Source organism: Nonomuraea bangladeshensis, from assembly GCF_039529455.1.
Lineage (GTDB): Bacteria > Actinomycetota > Actinomycetes > Streptosporangiales > Streptosporangiaceae > Nonomuraea > Nonomuraea bangladeshensis.
The window spans coordinates 219,753-236,150 of sequence record NZ_BAAAMV010000008.1; the positions used below are offsets into that span (position 1 = coordinate 219,753).

Annotated in this window: 18 protein-coding genes; 8 read left to right on the plus strand and 10 right to left on the minus strand. The window is 71.4% G+C overall.

The annotated features are described in order from the left end of the window. Window positions 1–50 precede the first annotated feature (50 nt). The gene (locus tag ABD292_RS27065) at window positions 51–1,106 is read left to right on the plus strand and encodes a LacI family DNA-binding transcriptional regulator (protein ID WP_344212029.1); all 1,056 of its coding nucleotides are present in this window, start codon (window positions 51–53) and stop codon (window positions 1,104–1,106) included. On the opposite strand, the gene ABD292_RS27070 is transcribed toward ABD292_RS27065, so the two are convergent. Further along, window positions 1,075–2,253 carry a 2,5-dihydroxypyridine 5,6-dioxygenase NicX family protein gene (locus ABD292_RS27070; RefSeq protein ID WP_344212031.1) on the minus strand — a complete coding sequence of 393 codons (1,179 nt, stop codon included), beginning with the start codon at window positions 2,251–2,253 and terminating at the stop codon, window positions 1,075–1,077. The genes ABD292_RS27065 and ABD292_RS27070 overlap by 32 nt on opposite strands. 53 nt (window positions 2,254–2,306) lie before the next feature. Next, a complete protein-coding gene (locus ABD292_RS27075; protein WP_344212033.1) occupies window positions 2,307–2,795 on the minus strand; it encodes a glutathione peroxidase in 489 nt (162 codons plus the stop codon). A 201-nt stretch (window positions 2,796–2,996) separates the two neighbouring features. Between ABD292_RS27075 and ABD292_RS27080 the strand changes: the two genes are divergently transcribed. Beyond that, window positions 2,997–3,389 carry an aggregation-promoting factor C-terminal-like domain-containing protein gene (locus tag ABD292_RS27080; RefSeq protein ID WP_344212035.1) on the plus strand — a complete coding sequence of 131 codons (393 nt, stop codon included), beginning with the start codon at window positions 2,997–2,999 and terminating at the stop codon, window positions 3,387–3,389. A 339-nt stretch (window positions 3,390–3,728) separates the two neighbouring features. Continuing rightward, on the plus strand, window positions 3,729–4,214 hold the full coding sequence (locus tag ABD292_RS27085; protein ID WP_344212037.1) for an aggregation-promoting factor C-terminal-like domain-containing protein: 486 nt from the start codon (window positions 3,729–3,731) through the stop codon (window positions 4,212–4,214). Between the two features lie 54 nt (window positions 4,215–4,268). Here the strand turns inward: ABD292_RS27085 and ABD292_RS27090 are convergent, their stop codons facing one another. Continuing rightward, window positions 4,269–4,916 carry a TetR/AcrR family transcriptional regulator gene (locus ABD292_RS27090; protein WP_344212039.1) on the minus strand — a complete coding sequence of 216 codons (648 nt, stop codon included), beginning with the start codon at window positions 4,914–4,916 and terminating at the stop codon, window positions 4,269–4,271. A 36-nt stretch (window positions 4,917–4,952) separates the two neighbouring features. After that, window positions 4,953–5,432 carry a nucleoside deaminase gene (locus ABD292_RS27095; protein ID WP_344212041.1) on the minus strand — a complete coding sequence of 160 codons (480 nt, stop codon included), beginning with the start codon at window positions 5,430–5,432 and terminating at the stop codon, window positions 4,953–4,955. Window positions 5,433–5,549: 117 nt separating this feature from the next. Between ABD292_RS27095 and ABD292_RS27100 the strand changes: the two genes are divergently transcribed. Next, the gene (locus ABD292_RS27100; protein WP_344212043.1) at window positions 5,550–7,343 is read left to right on the plus strand and encodes an ABC transporter ATP-binding protein; all 1,794 of its coding nucleotides are present in this window, start codon (window positions 5,550–5,552) and stop codon (window positions 7,341–7,343) included. Continuing rightward, window positions 7,340–9,187 (plus strand): ABC transporter ATP-binding protein, encoded by a 1,848-nt coding sequence (locus ABD292_RS27105; RefSeq protein ID WP_344212045.1) that lies wholly within the window; start codon window positions 7,340–7,342, stop codon window positions 9,185–9,187. The genes ABD292_RS27100 and ABD292_RS27105 overlap by 4 nt, the downstream gene beginning before the upstream one ends. 4 nt (window positions 9,188–9,191) lie before the next feature. On the opposite strand, the gene ABD292_RS27110 is transcribed toward ABD292_RS27105, so the two are convergent. The 5 genes from ABD292_RS27110 to ABD292_RS27130 form a co-directional block, all read right to left on the minus strand. After that, window positions 9,192–9,554 carry a hypothetical protein gene (locus ABD292_RS27110; RefSeq protein WP_344212047.1) on the minus strand — a complete coding sequence of 121 codons (363 nt, stop codon included), beginning with the start codon at window positions 9,552–9,554 and terminating at the stop codon, window positions 9,192–9,194. A gap of 181 nt (window positions 9,555–9,735) precedes the next feature. After that, complete coding sequence (locus ABD292_RS27115; RefSeq protein WP_344212049.1) at window positions 9,736–10,017, minus strand: hypothetical protein; 282 nt, start codon at window positions 10,015–10,017, stop codon at window positions 9,736–9,738. An 88-nt stretch (window positions 10,018–10,105) separates the two neighbouring features. After that, window positions 10,106–10,450, minus strand: a complete 345-nt coding sequence (locus ABD292_RS27120; protein WP_344212051.1) for a DUF202 domain-containing protein — start codon at window positions 10,448–10,450, stop codon at window positions 10,106–10,108. 15 nt (window positions 10,451–10,465) lie between these two features. Beyond that, entirely contained in the window at window positions 10,466–10,792 is a 327-nt protein-coding gene (locus ABD292_RS27125) for a YidH family protein (protein WP_344212053.1), read from the minus strand. 57 nt (window positions 10,793–10,849) lie between these two features. Further along, window positions 10,850–11,242, minus strand: coding sequence for a hypothetical protein (locus ABD292_RS27130; RefSeq protein WP_344212055.1), 393 nt, complete (start codon window positions 11,240–11,242; stop codon window positions 10,850–10,852). Window positions 11,243–11,416: 174 nt separating this feature from the next. On the opposite strand from ABD292_RS27130, the gene bla reads away from it, so the two are divergent. The 3 genes from bla to ABD292_RS27145 are packed head-to-tail and all read left to right on the plus strand — an operon-like array spanning window position 11,417 to window position 14,793. Further along, window positions 11,417–12,340: a class A beta-lactamase gene (gene bla, locus ABD292_RS27135; protein WP_344212057.1), complete on the plus strand. Its 924-nt coding sequence runs from the start codon at window positions 11,417–11,419 to the stop codon at window positions 12,338–12,340. After that, the gene (locus tag ABD292_RS27140) at window positions 12,340–14,481 is read left to right on the plus strand and encodes a transglycosylase domain-containing protein (RefSeq protein ID WP_344212059.1); all 2,142 of its coding nucleotides are present in this window, start codon (window positions 12,340–12,342) and stop codon (window positions 14,479–14,481) included. The genes bla and ABD292_RS27140 overlap by 1 nt, the downstream gene beginning before the upstream one ends. Window positions 14,482–14,535: 54 nt before the next feature. After that, window positions 14,536–14,793 (plus strand): ubiquitin carboxyl-terminal hydrolase 14, encoded by a 258-nt coding sequence (locus tag ABD292_RS27145; protein WP_344212061.1) that lies wholly within the window; start codon window positions 14,536–14,538, stop codon window positions 14,791–14,793. Between the two features lie 12 nt (window positions 14,794–14,805). Here the strand turns inward: ABD292_RS27145 and ABD292_RS27150 are convergent, their stop codons facing one another. Then, on the minus strand, window positions 14,806–16,383 hold the full coding sequence (locus ABD292_RS27150) for a Na+/H+ antiporter (protein WP_344212063.1): 1,578 nt from the start codon (window positions 16,381–16,383) through the stop codon (window positions 14,806–14,808). Window positions 16,384–16,398 lie beyond the last annotated feature (15 nt).

The window sequence follows — 16,398 nt, forward strand, 5'->3', positions numbered from 1 at the left end:
GCAGCATGCGTAGCTTCCCTCTTCGCGGAAACCATGATGGAATCGTTTCCATGGAGAAGCGGGCGACCATCAAGGATGTGGCCGAGGCGGCCGGCGTGGGCGTCGCGACCGTCTCCAGGGTGCTGTCCGGCGGCTCGGCCAGCCCCCGCACGCGGGAGCACGTGCTCGCCGTCGCCGCGCAGCTCGACTACCGGCCGAGCGCGCTCGGCCGCAACCTGCGCCAGCGCCGCACCGGCGGCATGGGCCTGCTCGTCCCCGACCTCACCGACACCTTCTACGGCCAGCTCGCCGAGGGCGTGCTGGCCTGCGCCCGCTCGACGGGCGAGCCCGTGGTGGTCGGCTCCACGGGCGACGACCCCGAGCAGGAGTCGGAGCTGATCGGGATGCTGCTGGAGCAGAGCGTGGACCGGCTGATCGCGGTCCCCACGGGCGACGCCGAGACCTGGGCGCCGGCCGTACGGGCGGGGATGACGGTGGTCTTCGCCGACCGCCTGCCCGCGCGGCCCGCCGAGGAGGAGCAGCAGGACGCGGTGGACGACCTCATGCGCCTCGACGGCCTGATCCCCGCCGCGCGCCCGCGCCCGCCGGAGGTGCCGTCGGTGCTGGCCGACGACCGCGCCGGCATCCGCACCGCCGTGCGCTACCTGCGCGGCCTCGGGCACCGGCGCATCGCCTTCCTCGGCGGCCCCGGGCACGACCGGCGGGTGGCGGCCTTCCGCGAGGCGGTGGGCGCGCCGGTGGACGAGGAGCTGGTGGTCTTCGCCACCGGCAGCCGCGACTCGGCCTACGCGGCGGCCTCCGGGCTGTTCCAGAGCCGTCCCGACCTGACGGCCGTGGTGGCCGGGGGCAACGTGCTCGGCGAGGCGGCGGTGCTGGCGGCCAGGGAGCTCGACCTGCGGGTGCCCCGGGACGTCTCGCTCGTCATGTACGACGACGTGCCGTGGGCCGAGCTCTGCTCCCCGCCGCTCACGGTGATCGCGCAGCCGGGGCGCGACATGGGCTACCGGGCCGCCGAGCTGGTGCTGCGTCCTGGCGGCCGACGGCCGCGCACGGTGGTGCTGCCGACCGAGCTGATCATCCGGGGAAGCTGCGGCCCGCGCCGCTGACCGGCTCCGCACCCGTGTCCGTCACGGCTCCGGTGTAGCGGCGCGGCAGGATCATCGTCGGGTTGTCGTCCAGGATGACCTCCGGCGGCCCGAACCGCGCCGCCACCTCCCTGATCTCCGGATCGTCGAGCAGCAGCAGCCGCCCCCGCTCGATGAACAGCTCGCCGTCCACCACCATCGTCGGCCGGTCCACCTGGATGTCGCAGTGGGCGAAGCCGGGCCCGCTCGTGACCGGCACGCCGTCGGTCAGCCCGTCGAGGCCGCAGTAGAAGGCGCCCGCGTGCTTCTCCCGCTCGAACTGGGTGCCGCCCGCCACGCGTACTTTCGGGTTGAGCCCGAGGAGGCCGTGGCGCATGTAGAAGCCGCCGGGCGCGTAGCGGCGGAGCTGCTCGGCCCCCATGCCGCCCTCGATCTTGCGGACCAGGTTGCCCTCCAGCGTGACGCGCAGCGGCTCCTCGGGCACGCCGGTGACCGTCGAGTCCTCGATGACGATCACGCCCTCGGTGTCCGTGGGCCAGAAGTTGGCGCCGCCGTACGGGAAGGGCCGCCAGTCCCCCGGCCGCATCGCCCCCGGATCGGGGTCGAAGGTGAACCCCGAGTAGGTCACGTCGGTGCCCCGGTCGCTGGTCACCCGGATCGAACGGGCCGGCGAGAGGCGCTCCAGCGTCCGCCGCAGCAGGGCGTAGAAGACCTCGGCGGGCAGCCGGCCGCCGGTCAGCAGCGCCCCTGCGGTGGCCGTCATGTGCAGCGACAGCCAGCGCGAGGGGCGGGCCTTGATCTGGTCGAAGAACAGCGGGGCCGTGTGCACCTCGCCCCACCACGTCCCGGCGATGATGACGTCGGCCTCGCGGAAGGCGGCGGTCTCGATGGTGAGCGGCGCCTCCCGGTCCCATCCGCCGGCGCTGAACGGCGGCACCGACAGGATCCGCACGTCCGCGTCACGGAACGCGGCCGCCGCCGCGAACGCCTGCACCACGACCGGGTCGACGGCGTGCTCCATCATGAGCAGCACCCGCTCCCCTGCCCGCAGCCGCAGGTAGTCCAGCGCGTTACGGACGCCGGGCATCAGCTCGACGATCGAGTACGGCGCGGCGGCGGGTTCGGCGGCGTAGCCGACGTGGGCTCCTGCGTACGGGTTGCTCGTCATGGGTCACCGATACCCCGCAGCGGAAATCGCGTACCGTAACCGGACGATCTCTCTCAGCTCAGGAGCTTGTCGATGGCCGAGGTGACGGCCGGGTCCTCCGGCGTGGTGCGGGGGCGGAAGCGGGCGACCGGGGCGCCCTCGCCGTCGACCAGGAACTTCTCGAAGTTCCACTGCACGTCGCCGGCCTCGCCCTCGGCGTCGGCGAGCTGGGTGAGCTCCGCGTAGAGAGGGTGCCGGCCGGGGCCGTTGACCTCGGTCTTGGCGAGGAGCGGGAAGTCCACGCCGTACGTCGTGGCGCAGAAGGTCTGGATCTCCTCCGCCGAGCCCGGCTCCTGCCCGGCGAACTGGTTGCACGGCACGCCGATGACGGTGAGGCCGCGCGGGCCGTACTGCTCCTGGAGCTTGACCAGGCCGCTGTACTGCGGCGTCAGGCCGCAGCGCGAGGCGACGTTGACGATGAGGGCGGGGCGGCCCGACGTGAGCTCGCGGAGCGTGGTGGGGGCGTCGGCGAGCGTGCGGAGCGGGATGTCACTGAGGCTCATGATCCGACGATACAGAACCCCGCTCGGCGGTCGGTCCGCCCAAAATGTGACGCAGACCTCATTTAGCTGACAAAACCCCTGGACAGCGAGATACGACTACCTTTACTAAAGATCTACTCTTTCATGGTCAATTCGCAACGAAAGGTGCTTATCGGGCAGGGTGACGCGGTCCATGTCACCTTCGAAAGGGAATCCATGCCCATGCTCCGCCGTACCGGCGTCCTCGTCCTGACCGCCACCCTGGTGGCGGCGGGCGGCGCCTCGGCCGCACAGGCGCAGAGCTCCCAGACGAGCAGCAGCAGGAACAAGTCGATCGCCAAGCCCATGGTGGCCGCGCGCGGCTGGAACAGCGTCCAGTTCAGGTGCCTGGAGCGGCTCTGGGCCCGCGAGAGCGGGTGGAACCACCGGGCCGCGAACGGCTCCGGCGCCTACGGCATCCCGCAGGCGCTCCCCGGCGTCAAGATGTCGTCATCGGGCCGCGACTGGCGCACGAACCCCCGCACCCAGATCAAATGGGGCCTCGGATATATCAAGCAGCGATACGGCACGCCGTGCGGCGCGTGGGGACACTTCCTCTCCCACAACTGGTACTGACCCAAACCCCAGGATTGTCCGCACTTTGCGGCAAGACCTCGTCAGTGCCGCGACCGGCCCGGCAATACCGGCCCAGCGAGGCCGCCTTTTATCCGCAACGATCACACAAAGGCCTGTCCTTCGCGTGTCCCGATGTATGACCCGTGGTGACACCGCGTAATAGGAATCGTGCTAAAGGACACGTCGCGGTGCCCTCCGGGCCGCCCAGCAGGATCGGGCGGAACCAGAATCCCGGAGGGCCGGCGGACCCCTTCGCGTGCGCGCCACGTACGCGGAGCGGCAGGGCGCCCCGTTTCTGCGGGGCGCCCGTCCGCGCGCGACCCGGAAGCAAGGATCGCTTTGGACAGCAAACGCGCGCGCGGCGGCACGCTCATCGGCCTGACCGCGTTCACCGCGCCCGTGATCGCGCTCAGCACGATCACCACCCCCACGGCCTGGGCGGGGACGGCGGAGACGCCGTTCCCGATCAGAACCAGGACGTGGACGACATCAGCGCAACCCGCCATCCCGGCCGTCGTGCCGGCCAACAGAAACAAGCGGATAGCCCTCGGCCACGTCGTCCAGCGATCGTGGAACCTCAGGGAGTTCCGCTGCCTGGACCAGCTCTGGACCAGGGAGAGCAACTGGAACCATCACGCCTACAACCGCTCGTCCGGCGCGTACGGCATCCCGCAGGCGCTGCCCGCGGGCAAGATGAGCGGCGCCGGCCGCGACTGGCGGTCCAACCCGGAGACGCAGATCCGCTGGGGCCTCGCCTACATCAAGGGACGCTACGGCAGGCCGTGCGGCGCATGGGGACATTGGAGGTCGCACAACTGGTATTGACGCCTGATTCGCCGACGCCCGGGAGGGCGCCCGGTCAACGGGCGCCCTCCCGGCTCACCTGCCTATCTGCGTGCCCGGCGCGCGGGCCGTGGCCGCCTGGATGAGCATCTCCAGCCCGAACTCGAACTCCCCTTCGTGGTCGCACGTGCCGAGCAGCGACGCCATCGCGCCGACCTCGGGGAACAGCGCGGGATCCACGCCCGCCGGCGGGAGCGCCGGGGCGCTCGCGGGCGCGAACGCCGGCGTCACCCCGACCTCGCGCAGCAGCGACCCCACGATGTAGGCGATGAACACCCGCAGCATGCTGACCGCCTCCGCGCCGTCGAACCCGGCGCTGCGCAGCGTGGCCAGCGCCCGCTCGACCGGCAGCAGCCCGGCGGCGGAGTGGAGCTGCCTGCTGACCACCAGCATCGTCGAGCGCGGGTAGTGGCCGGCGATCTGCCGGAAGGCCCGCGCCTGCACGCGCACCCGGTCGGCCCAGTGGGCGTCGGGGTCGTCGGTGAACTCGATCTCGCTCAGCACCGCCTCGGCCACGCCACTCAGCAGGGCGTCCTTGCTGGGCACATGGTTGTAGAGGGACATCACGCCGACGCCGAGCTCGGCGGCGATGCGGCGCATCGAGACCGCGTCCGCGCCCTCGCGCTCGATGAGGTCGATGGCGGCCGCGACGATCCGGGCTCGGGAGAGCGGCTTCGTGGGCATGGCTCATTCTGTACCAGAAGGGCAAGGAGGAGGTTGTCAGGTCCCGCCGTGGAAGCGGCGGTGCAGCTCCCTGACCTGCTCGGCCAGTTCGGGCACCGGGCCCTCGACCGGCACGCCGGGCACGATCTCGGCGATCGGCAGCGTACGGACGGGCGGCGCCGGCACGCCCAGCTCGCCCAGCCAGGCGGCGAGCTGCGCCGACGAGGCGACGTACACGATACGGCCGAGCCCCACCCAGCCGTGCGCGGCCGCGCACATCGGGCAGTGCTCGCCCGAGGTGTAGACGGTGGCCGCGGCGCGCGCGGCCGGCGTGAGGTGCTCGGCCGACCAGCGGGCCGCCGCGAACTCCGGATGCCGCGTGCGGTCGCCGGAGGCCACCCGGTTGTGGTCCTCGAACAGCACCTCGCCGTCGGCGGAGACGAGCACGGAGCCGAACGGCTCGTCGCCCGCCTCCAGGGCGGCAGCGGCCAGCTCCACGCAGCGGCGCAGATGGCCGAGGTCGATTTCGGAGATCATCTTCTCAGTCTACGCCGCGCATTGTGCATGATCCTTCACGTTTTCCCAGGTCACATACGTGAAACGCACCTCGGGGCCACAAAAAACGGGTTGATCGCCGGTATTAGCCTTGAGGGGATGCCTCCCGATACTGACGTACCTCGCCGTCCCCTGCTCTCCTCACTCTCCTCCAACTCCCTGTGGCGGATGAAGTCCTACCTCCGCCCCTACGTCGTCAGGCTGATCTTCATCTGGCTGTCGGCGATCATCGGCATAGGCGCGAGCATTGCCCTCCCCCTGATCAGCAAACAGGTCATCGACGGCCCCGTCTACCACAAGGACGCCGGCGCTCTGCTCCCCCTCGGGCTGCTCGCGCTCGGCGTCGGCGTGATCGAGGCGGGGCTGATCTGGCTGCGGCGGTGGGCCCAGGTGAAACCGGTGCTCGGCCTGGAGACCGCCATCCGCGACGACCTCTACCAGCACCTGCAGCGCCTGCCCATGCGCTTCCACGGCGACTGGCAGTCGGGCCAGCTCCTGTCGCGGGCGACCACGGACCTGTCGACCATCCGCCGCTTCCTCGGCTTCGGCCTGCTGTTCCTGGTCATGAACATCCTGCAGCTCATCACCGTCACCGTGCTGCTGCTCAACATGTACTGGCCGCTCGGGCTACTGGTGCTCGCCTCGGCCGTGCCGATCGTGTGGACGTCGCTGCGCTTCGAGAAGCGCTACATCCGCATCTCCCGCCAGGTCCAGGACGAGCAGGGCGACCTCGCCACGCTCGTGGAGGAGTCCGCGCTCGGCATCCGCACCATCAAGGCGTTCGGCCGCCGCCACCACGTCTACGACCGCTACGACGACGCGGCGCTCAAGGTGTACGACACCTCACTCGCCAAGGTGCGCATGTCGGCCCGCTTCTTCTCCTTCCTGGAGGTGATCCCCAACGTCACGCTCGCCCTGGTGCTGCTGCTCGGGGCGCTCGCGGTCGGCGGCGGCGGGCTGACGCTCGGCGCGCTGGTCGCCTTCACCACGCTGATGCTGCAGCTCGTGTGGCCGATCGCGAGCCTCGGCTACATCCTGGCGATGGCCCAGGAGGCGATGACCTCGGCCGACCGCCTCATGGAGGTCATGGACACCGTCCCGTCCATCGAGAGCGGCACCGAGACCATCGAGCGGCCCCGCGGCCACCTGCGTTTCGAGGGCGTCGGGTTCAGCTTCCCCGGCGCCGAGCGGCCGGTGCTGCGCGACGTCCGGCTGGAGGTGCGGCCCGGCGAGACCGTGGCGATCGTGGGCCCGACCGGCGCGGGCAAGACGACGCTCACGGCCCTGGTGCCCCGCCTGCTCGACCCGACCGAGGGCCGGGTCACGATCGACGGGCACGACGTGCGCGACCTGGAGCTCACCGCCCTGCGCACGGTGGTGGCCACGGCGTTCGAGGAGCCGACGCTGTTCTCGATGAGCGTGCGCGAGAACCTCATGCTCGGCCGGCCCGACGCGACCGAGGAGGAGCTGGCCGAGGCCATCCGCACCGCGCAGGCCGGGTTCGTCCACGACCTGCCGTGGGGTCTCGACACCCGCATCGGCGAGCAGGGCCTGTCCCTGTCCGGCGGCCAGCGCCAGCGCCTGGCCCTGGCCCGCGCCGTGCTCAGCAGGCCGCGCATCCTGGTGCTCGACGACACCCTGTCCGCGCTCGACGTGGAGACCGAGGCCCTGGTGGAGGAGGCGCTGCGGCACGTGCTGCGCGACGCGACCGGCATCGTGGTCGCCCACCGCGCCTCCACCGTGCTGCTGGCCGACAAGGTGGCGCTGCTGCGCGACGGCACGATCACCCACGTCGGGCAGCACCACGAGCTGCTGGCCGAGGTGCCCGAATACCGCGAGCTGCTGGCCCAGGACGCCGACCTCGACGACGCCTCGGAAGGAGCGCTGCGATGAGCACCACCACCACCGGGTCCTCGCGGGCGTCCTGGCGCGGGGTCGCCTCCGAGGACCAGGACGAGCTGCCGGAGAAGGTCTCCGTCCTGCTGCGCGACCGGTCGCGGCGGCTGCTCGGCGCGCTGCTGCGGCCCTACCGCAAGCAGATCGCGCTGCTCGTGGCCACCATCGTGCTCTCCAGCGCGGCCGGGCTGTCCATCCCGTTCCTGGTCTCGATCGGCATCGACGAGGGCATCCCGCCGCTCTCCCGCGGCGACGGCCCGGCGGTCCTGCTGACCGTGGTCGGGGTGATCCTGTTCGCCACCCTCGTGCAGGCGGTGACCAGGCAGACGTTCCTCAACATGTCCGGCCGGATCGGCCAGAACACCCTGCTGGAGCTGCGCCGCCGGGTCTTCGACCACTTCCAGCGGCTGTCGCTGAGCTTCCACGAGCAGTACACCTCGGGGCGGGTCATCTCGCGGCTCACCTCGGACATCGAGAGCATCGCCGAGCTGCTGCAGTCGGGCTTCGACGCGCTCGTACGCGCCCTGCTGACCATGGTCGGCACCGCCGTGCTGCTGCTGGTGCTGGACGCGCACCTCGGCCTGATGGCGCTGCTCCCGCTGCCGTTGCTGCTGCTGTTCACCCGCTGGTTCCGCCGGCAGTCGGCCATCGTCTACCGGCGCACCCGTGAGACGGTCGCCTTGGTGATCGTTCACTTCGTGGAGTCGATGACCGGCATCCGCGCGGTGCAGGCCTTCCGCAGGGAGCCGCGCAACCAGGAGATCTTCGAGCAGCTCAACGACGACTACCGCGACGCCAACGCGGGCGGCATGAAGCTCGGCGCGACGTTCATGACCGGCATCAGGCTGGTCGGCAACCTCACGGTCGGCGGGGTGCTGCTCTACGGCGGCTACCTGGCGCTGCACGACGAGGTCAAGGTCGGCGTGCTCGCCGCGTTCCTGCTCTACCTGCGCCAGTTCTACGAGCCGATGCAGGAGGTCAGCCAGTTCTACAACACGCTGCAGTCGGCAAGCGCCGCCCTGGAGAAGCTGTCGGGCGTGCTGGAGGAGGAGCCGTCGGTGCCCGAGCCGCGCGATCCGCAGCCGCTGCCGCAGGGCCGGGCGCGCGGCCGGATCCGTTTCGAGCACGTCAGGTTCGCCTACGTGGAGGAGATGCCGATCCTGCCCGACCTCGACCTGACGGTCCCCGCCGGGCAGACGGTGGCGCTGGTCGGCTCCACGGGCGCGGGCAAGACGACGCTCGCCAAGCTGATCTCGCGCTTCTACGACCCGACCGAGGGCCGGGTGCTGCTCGACGGCGTGGACCTGCGCACGCTGGACGAGCCGACGCTGCGTGGGGCCGTGGTCATGGTGACCCAGGAGAACTTCCTGTTCAGCGGCACGGTGGCGGACAACATCAGGTTCGGCCGTCCGGGGGCCTCCGACCGGGAGGTGCGCGAGGCCGCCAAGGCGATCGGCGCGCACGAGTTCGTCACGAGCCTGCCCGACGGCTACGACACCGAGGTCGGCAAGCGCGGCGGCCGGATGTCGGCGGGGCAGCGGCAGCTCATCGCGTTCGCGCGGGCGTTCCTGGCCGACCCCGCGGTGCTCATCCTCGACGAGGCGACCTCCAGCCTCGACGTGCCCAGCGAGCGGCTGGTGCAGCGCGCGCTGCGGACCATCCTGGCCGACCGTACGGCGCTGATCATCGCGCACCGGCTGTCGACCGTCGAGATCGCCGACCGGGTGCTGGTCATGGAGCGCGGCCAGATCGTCGAGGACGGGCCGCCCGACCGGCTCATCGCCTCCGCGGGCCGGTTCGCCGGCCTGCACCAGGCGTGGCTGGACAGCCTGAGCAGCTGACCCGTCAGTGGTGCACGGGCCGCACGATCGCGGCATACAGCTCGTAGCCGACGAACAACGCGATCGGCGCCCCGAGCGCCACCAGCAGCCGGCCGGGCAGGGTGACCCGCTCCACGGCGGCCACCCGGTCCGGCGGCCTGACGGCCGGCACCCGTACGGGGTCGGGGTCCGGTTCCTGGGCCGCCACCAGCTCGGGGTGGCGGCTCAGGTAGCCGGACGGGAACGAGGTGACCCGGTAGGCGCCGCATCCCGGGCAGGACGGCCCCGACCAGGGCGGCTGCACCGCCACACCGGAGCTCAGCCAGATCTGCCTCTCGTTGCCGCGCGCGTCGACGACGGTGCGGAGGAGGTAGTCCTCCTCCCACACGTGTAAGCAACGCAGGCACTCGAAAAGCCATGACACCCGGGTCTCGAACCCATCGGGCACGATGATCACCCCCGACCGCGGATCGCCGTTCGCCCTCAGTGTCCGCCTGGTCACATTGGACCGGCAAGGCGGTCTTGTGACACCTGACGTCAGGGAAAGCTCACCAACCGTCAGGTTTGCCCTAATAGAGCCGCCTCGGGACGGGGCTCAGCAACGGCGTCTCGTCGGGCGCCGCCGCGGCATCCGGCGGGACCAGCTCGGGATGCCGCAGCAGGTAGCCCTCGGGGAACGTGGTCGCGTGCTCGCAGCCGCACCTCGGGCACCTGGCCCCCGGGGAGGGCGGCGGGACCGGAACCCTGTTGCGCAACCAGAGCGTCGCCTCGTTGCCGTGCTCGTCCTCGACGTGCCGGACGAGGTATTCCTCCTCCCACACGTGCCAGCAGCTGCGGCACTCGAAGGGCACGTTTCTGCGTTCTTCCTCCAACGAAATCACCCCCTCATCCAGAGTCTCCGCCCTGGACGCCGGATCACGCAAACCGGCTCTTCGCAGGTCAGAGGGTGCGCGACGCGACGAAGACGGCCGCGCCCAGGACCACGCAGAGGGTGCCGAGCCAGGCGACCAGCACGTCCGCGCCGTGGTCGAGCGGCCGGCCGCCGTGCAGCGCCGCCTGCACCCGGCGGTAGCGGGCGCGCGTCCTGATGAGCAGCACGCCGCCGCAGAACGAGGCTGTCGCGAACACCGCCACCGCGGCGACCGGCAGGCCGTTGCGCAGCGCCACCCCGGCCGCGCCGAGCCCGCCGGTGGCCAGCAGCACCGCCGTGCGCACCCAGGCCAGCCGGGTCCGCTCGCTCTGCAGGCCGCTGTCCCAGACCTCCTCCTCCGGCGCGCTCCCCATGGCCGCGTACCCCCGTCAGGCCGCGAGGAGGACGAGGACGAGCGCGATGACCGCCACCAGCGCCACGCCGTAGCCGAACACGGCGGCGAGCGCGGGCGGCGGCAGCGGCGCCTGGGCGCGCAGGGCGCGCTGGATGTTGCGCCAGCGGGGGTAGGCCAGGCCGGCGGCCAGCGCCGAGAGCGCGACGAGCACGACGGCCAGCGCGGTGCGGATCCACGGCACGAACACGTCGGCGGGCAACGCCGCCATCGCCACCCCGCCCGCGCTGAGCGCCAGCGCCGTGCTCAGCCAGGTGAGGAAGGTGCGTTCGTTGGCCAAGGTGAAACGCGGGTCGGGTTCCATGGGAAAAACGGTAATTCGTCCACTTTTCCCCTAGAGAAGGCGGGATTGCCCGCCCGCTCAGTTGGTGCAGGCCTGCCGGACCGTCTCCAGGTACGCGACCGTCTCCTTGCCCACCTGCTGGGCCGCGTCGACGGCGTCGTTGACGTTCTGGACCGAGATGCCGCTCAGCTTGTCGGCCAGGTTGTCGGAGGCCTCCTTGAGCGTGGTGTTGGCGGCCTGGTCGGCCACGTCGCCGAGCTTGGCCGCGGCGTCGTCGAGCGCCTTGTCCATGGCCTGGGGATCGTCGGTGAGCTTGGTGATCTGCGCGCCCAGGTCGGTGACGATCTTCGGCGCCTCCAGGCACGCCTGGGCCTTGTCGATGGTCTGGTTGACCTCGCCGCATCCCGCGACGGCGAGGGCGGCGGCGGAGAGGACCGCGAGGGACAGCAATCGGCTCTTGTGGAGTCGCATGCCCCGACCCTACCCAAGCAGGTGCCGACGCGCGGTTGCCGAAATTCGCGGACATCCCGACCAGGGATGATATCGGGATGGATATCGCCTGATTGCCGATATCGCTATTAGACATCTGGTGATCCGGTCTGGTGTGCTGCTGCCTTCTGACGGACGACAGTTAGGACAGGTCACATGCGACACGCCTCCGCCCGCCGCCTCGCCGCCGCCCTCGCGGCCACGCTGCTCACCGGGAGCACGCTGGGAACGGCGACGGCCGCGACCGCGGACGCCGCCGTCGCGCCGCAGCGGGGCGGGCAGGCTCAGGTGACGAAGGAGCTGCGGGCGCTGGAGAAGTCCTACAAGGGACGGATCGGGGCGTACGCCATCGACACCGCCACCGGCCGGACGGTCGGCTACCGCTCGGGCGAGCGGTTCCCGCTGCTGTCCACGTTCAAGGCGCCGGCCTGCGCGGCGGCGCTGCACAAGGCCCGCACGTCCGAGCCCGGCCTGATGGACAAGGTCGTCAAGTGGACGAAGGCCGAGCTCAAGCCCAACTCGCCGACGACGGAGAAGCACGTCGCCGACGGCCTGACCGTCGCCCAGCTCTGCGAGGCGACCATCACCCTCAGCGACAACACCGCGGGCAACATGGTGCTCAAGCAGATCGGCGGCCCGGCCGGGCTCACCCGCTACTTCCGGTCGCTGAAGGACCCGGTCTCTCGCCTCGACCGCTGGGAGACCGAGCTGAACGACTGGACCGCGAAGGACAAGCGGGACACCACCACGCCCGCCGCCATCTCCCGCGACCTGCGCCTGCTGACCTGGGGCGACGCGCTCAACGCCAAGGACCGGCGACGGCTCAACGGCTGGCTGCGGGCCAACCGGACCGGCGACAAGCGCATCCGCGCCGGCCTGCCCAAGAGCTGGACGATCGGCGACAAGACCGGCACGAACGCCGAGGTCGGCGGCGCCAACGACATCGCCGTCATCTGGCCGGACAAGGCGGCCGCCCCGATCATCATGGCCGTCTACACCACCCGCTCGACGCCCGCGGTGGACGACAAGGTGCTCGCGAAGACCGCGACCGTGCTCGCCCGCGGGCTCGGCAGGCTCTGATGGCGGGCCGGGGGACGAAGATCGTACGCCTGGCCGCCGCGGGGGCCGCGGCGGGCGTGCTCATGGCCGGGATCGCCGTCCCGGCCGTGGGAGGGGCCGGGTTCGGGCTGGTGGCGGCGGCCGACGAGGTGGACCTCAAGCCGGTCGACCTGGTCGAGCCGCCGCCCGCCGAGGTCACGATCGTGCGGGACGCGAAGGGCCGCGAGATCGCGCGTTTCTACGAGGAGTACCGCGAGGTGGTCGGCTTCGACGCCATCGCCGAGGTCATGAAGACGGCCATCGTGGCGATCGAGGACTACCGCTTCTACGAGCACGGCGCGATCGACGTGGAGGGCACGCTGCGCGCGCTCGCCACGAACCTGCGGGCGGGCAAGGTCGCGCAGGGCGGTTCGAGCATCACCCAGCAGTACGTCAAGCAGGTGCTGCTCAACTCCGCCGGCACCGACGCCGAGCGCGAGGCCGCCCTGGAGGCCAGCTACACGCGCAAGCTGAACGAGCTGCGTTATGCGATGGGCGTGGAGAAGAAATACACCAAGGACCAGATTCTTGAGAAATATCTGAACATCGCGTACTTCGGCGCCGGTGCGTACGGGGTCGAGGCGGCGGCCAGGCGCTTCTTCGGCGTCCACGCCGCCCGGCTGACCCTGCCGCAGGCCGCCACGCTGGCCGGCGCCGTGCAGGACCCGAACGCGACCGACCCCAACCTGGGCCGTGAGCAGCGGGCCCGCTTGCTGAAGCGGCGCAACGTGGTGCTCGACCGGATGGCGGAGCTGGGGAAGATCACCCAGGCGGCGGCCGACCGGGCGAAGCGCACCAAGCTCGGCTACAAGGGCACGAAGCTTCCCGGCGGCTGCGAAGCCAGCAAATATCCCTATTTTTGCCTGTACGTCCGCCAGGAGATCCTCAACAACCCCGACTTCGGCCGGTCCGCCACGGCCCGCCTCGCCACCCTGAACCGCGGCGGCCTCACCATCAGGACGACCCTCGACCCGGTCAAGCAGGCGGCCGCCGAGCGGGCGATCCGCGCGTACGTCCACGCCTCCGACGGCCCGGTCGCCGCCGAGGCCCTGGTCCGGCCGGGCACCGGCGCGATCGAGGCGATGGCGGCCAGCCGCCCCTACGGCAACCGGGCCGCCCGCCACGAGATCTCGTACAACGTGGTCGCCGACGCGGCGCACGGCGGCGGGACCGGGTTCCAGGCGGGCTCGACGTTCAAGACGTTCACCCTGATCAGCGCCCTGAAGCAGGGCATGAAGGTGGACGACGGGTTCACCGTTGGCGCGGGTTACCGCGCGCCCGCGTACACGACGTTCAAGAACTGCGCGGGCGAGAACGTCGGCGACCCGTCCCACACGGTCACCAACGACGAGGGCTCCCCCGGCTGGAAGACCCTCAGGACGGGCACGTGGGGGTCGGTGAACACGTTCTTCATGGAGCTGGAGCGCCGGGCCGGCCTCTGCGAGACAGTGACCACGGCCAAGTCGCTCGGCATCCGCCGCGCCGACGGCCGCCCGCTCCAGGAGTACGAGACGTTCACGCTCGGCATCAACGAGATGGACCCGGTCACCGTGGCCACCGCGTACGCGGCGATCGCGGCACGCGGCACGTACTGCGCGCCGATGGCCATCACTGCCATCACCGACAGGAACGGCAAGACCGCCCGCTACCGTCCGAAGTGCCGCCAGGCCCTCGAACCGGCCGTCGCGGACGCCACGGCGGACGTCCTGGCCGGCGTGTTCACCCAGGGCACGATGCGCGGCGTCGGCGGCATCGGCCGGGACGCGGCCGGCAAGACCGGCACCACCGACGATTATGCGACCGCCTGGTTCGCCGGTTTCACCCCCGATCTGGCGGCGGCGGTGAGCATCGGCGACCCGCGGGGCTCGCAGCGGCACAAGCTGGTGGGGGTGACGATCGGCGGCCGGTACTACGGGATCGTCGCCGGGGCGAGCCTTCCCGGGCCGATCTGGAAGGCGACGATGCTCGCGGCGCTGAAGAACGTCCCTCCGACGTCGTTCACCCCGATCGACCGGGACCGCTTCGAGGGCTGCGCGGCCCACTGCCGTCCGGCCGGGGACACCGATCCGGAGCGGGAGAGCCAGGAGGAGACGCCTCCCGAGGATCGGCCGCAAGGGCGGTGAGCAGGAAGAACGCCCCGATGATCGCCTTTGTCACCGCGTACTAGGATGATTGATATGGCTAGTTGCGAACATCTTTCCCAGGCCGACGACCCTGCGGCGCGCACTCCTGACGGTTGCGAGGAGTGCCTGGCGGCGGGCGGCCGGTGGGTCCATCTGCGGCGCTGCCTGGAGTGCGGGCACGTCGGCTGCTGCGACTCCTCGCCGAGCAAGCACGCCACCGCCCACTTCCACGCCACCGGGCATCCGGTGATGCAGTCGTTCGAGCGGGGCGAGAACTGGCGCTGGTGCTTCGTGGACAACCAGATGGGCTGAGGCCGGCCGGCCTCAGCGCTCCAGGATGGCCTCCTCGAAGTCGAGCTGGGCCATCACCTCGCGCAGCACCTCGTCGTCGAGGCGCCGCTCGTCGCGCAGGCGGACGAACACCTGGCGCTCGGCCTGCAGCATGTCGCGGCGCAGCCGCCGGTAGAGCGTGCTCGGCGTCTCCGCGCCGCCCTGCCCGGTGCCGCCGCCGAGCCGCTCCCACGCGGTGAGCGAGCGCCGCCAGGACTTCTCCCTGAGCTGGTCGACGACCTGCTTCTGGATCTCGTCGGGCTCGCTCCCGAGCTCGGCCACCAGCCGGTCGAGCTCGGCGAGGCCCGCCTCCAGCGCCGCCTGCTGGGCCGCCGCCTCGGACAGCCGGTCCTCGTAGCGCTCCTGCTCGCTGGACACGCCGAGCCGCCTGATCAGCGCGGGGAACGTGGTGCCCTGGATGAGCAGGGTGCCGATGACGGTGGTGAAGGTCAGGAACAGCAGCATCGCCCGGTCGCGCGGCGGCACCTCGGGCGGGATGGCGAAGGCCGCCGCCAGCGACACCACGCCGCGCATGCCCGCCCAGCCCAGCAGGACGGCCTGCTGCCGGCCGGGCCCGGCCGGACCGCCCCGCGCCTTGATCAGGAACGTGGCGGCGAACACCCACACGAACCTGGTCAGGATGGTCGCGCCGAGCACCGCGGCGGCGTAGCCGGCCACCTCCCAGGCGCTGTAGCCGGAGATGCCGCGGATCACGGTGACGAGCTGCAGCCCGATCAGGGCGAACACGATCGTCTCTAGGAAGAAGGCGGTGACCTGCCACACCGCGTCGGACACCAGCCGCGTGCCGAACCCGCGCAGATGCATGCGGGAGCCGAGGTAGAGGCCGACGATGACCACCGCGATCACACCGGAGGCGTGCACCGACTCGGCCGCGAGGTAGGCGGCGAACGGGATGAGCAGCGTCAGCGTGTTCTCGACCAGCGAGTCGCGGGTCAGCGTGAACAGCCAGGCGAACACCAGGGCCAGCGCCAGCCCGATCGCCACGCCGCCGACCGCCGCCAGCAGGAACTCCCCGACGCTGTGCAGCAGATCGACGGTGCCGCCCAGGAACGCGCCGATCGCCACCCGGTAGGCCGTCAGCGCGGTCGCGTCGTTGAACAGGCTCTCGCCGATGAGGAGGGTCAGCGTGCGGCGCGGCAGCCCGAGCCGCCGCCCGACCGCCACGGCGGCGACCGCGTCGGGCGGCGCGATGATGGCGCCCAGCGCGAACGCCAGCGCCAGCGGCAGGTCCGGCAGCAGCAGGTGCACGACGAAGCCGACCGCCGCCGCGGTGAACAGCACCAGCCCGATCGACAGCAGCCCCACGGCCCGCCTGGCGTCACGCAGGCGCAGGTAGGAGCTGTCGAGGGCGGCGGAGTAGAGCAGCGGGGGCAGGAAGACGAAGAGGACCAGCTCCGGGTCGAGCGGCACGAACGGCACCAGCGGGGACACCAGCAGCCCGGCGGCCACCAGCAGCAGCGGCGCGGGCCAGCCCTTGCGCCTCGCCACCGCAGCGACGGCGATCGCGCCGCCCGCCACCAGCAGCAGTTGCAGGCCCATGATGGGACTCACCGCTGTGCCTCCCCC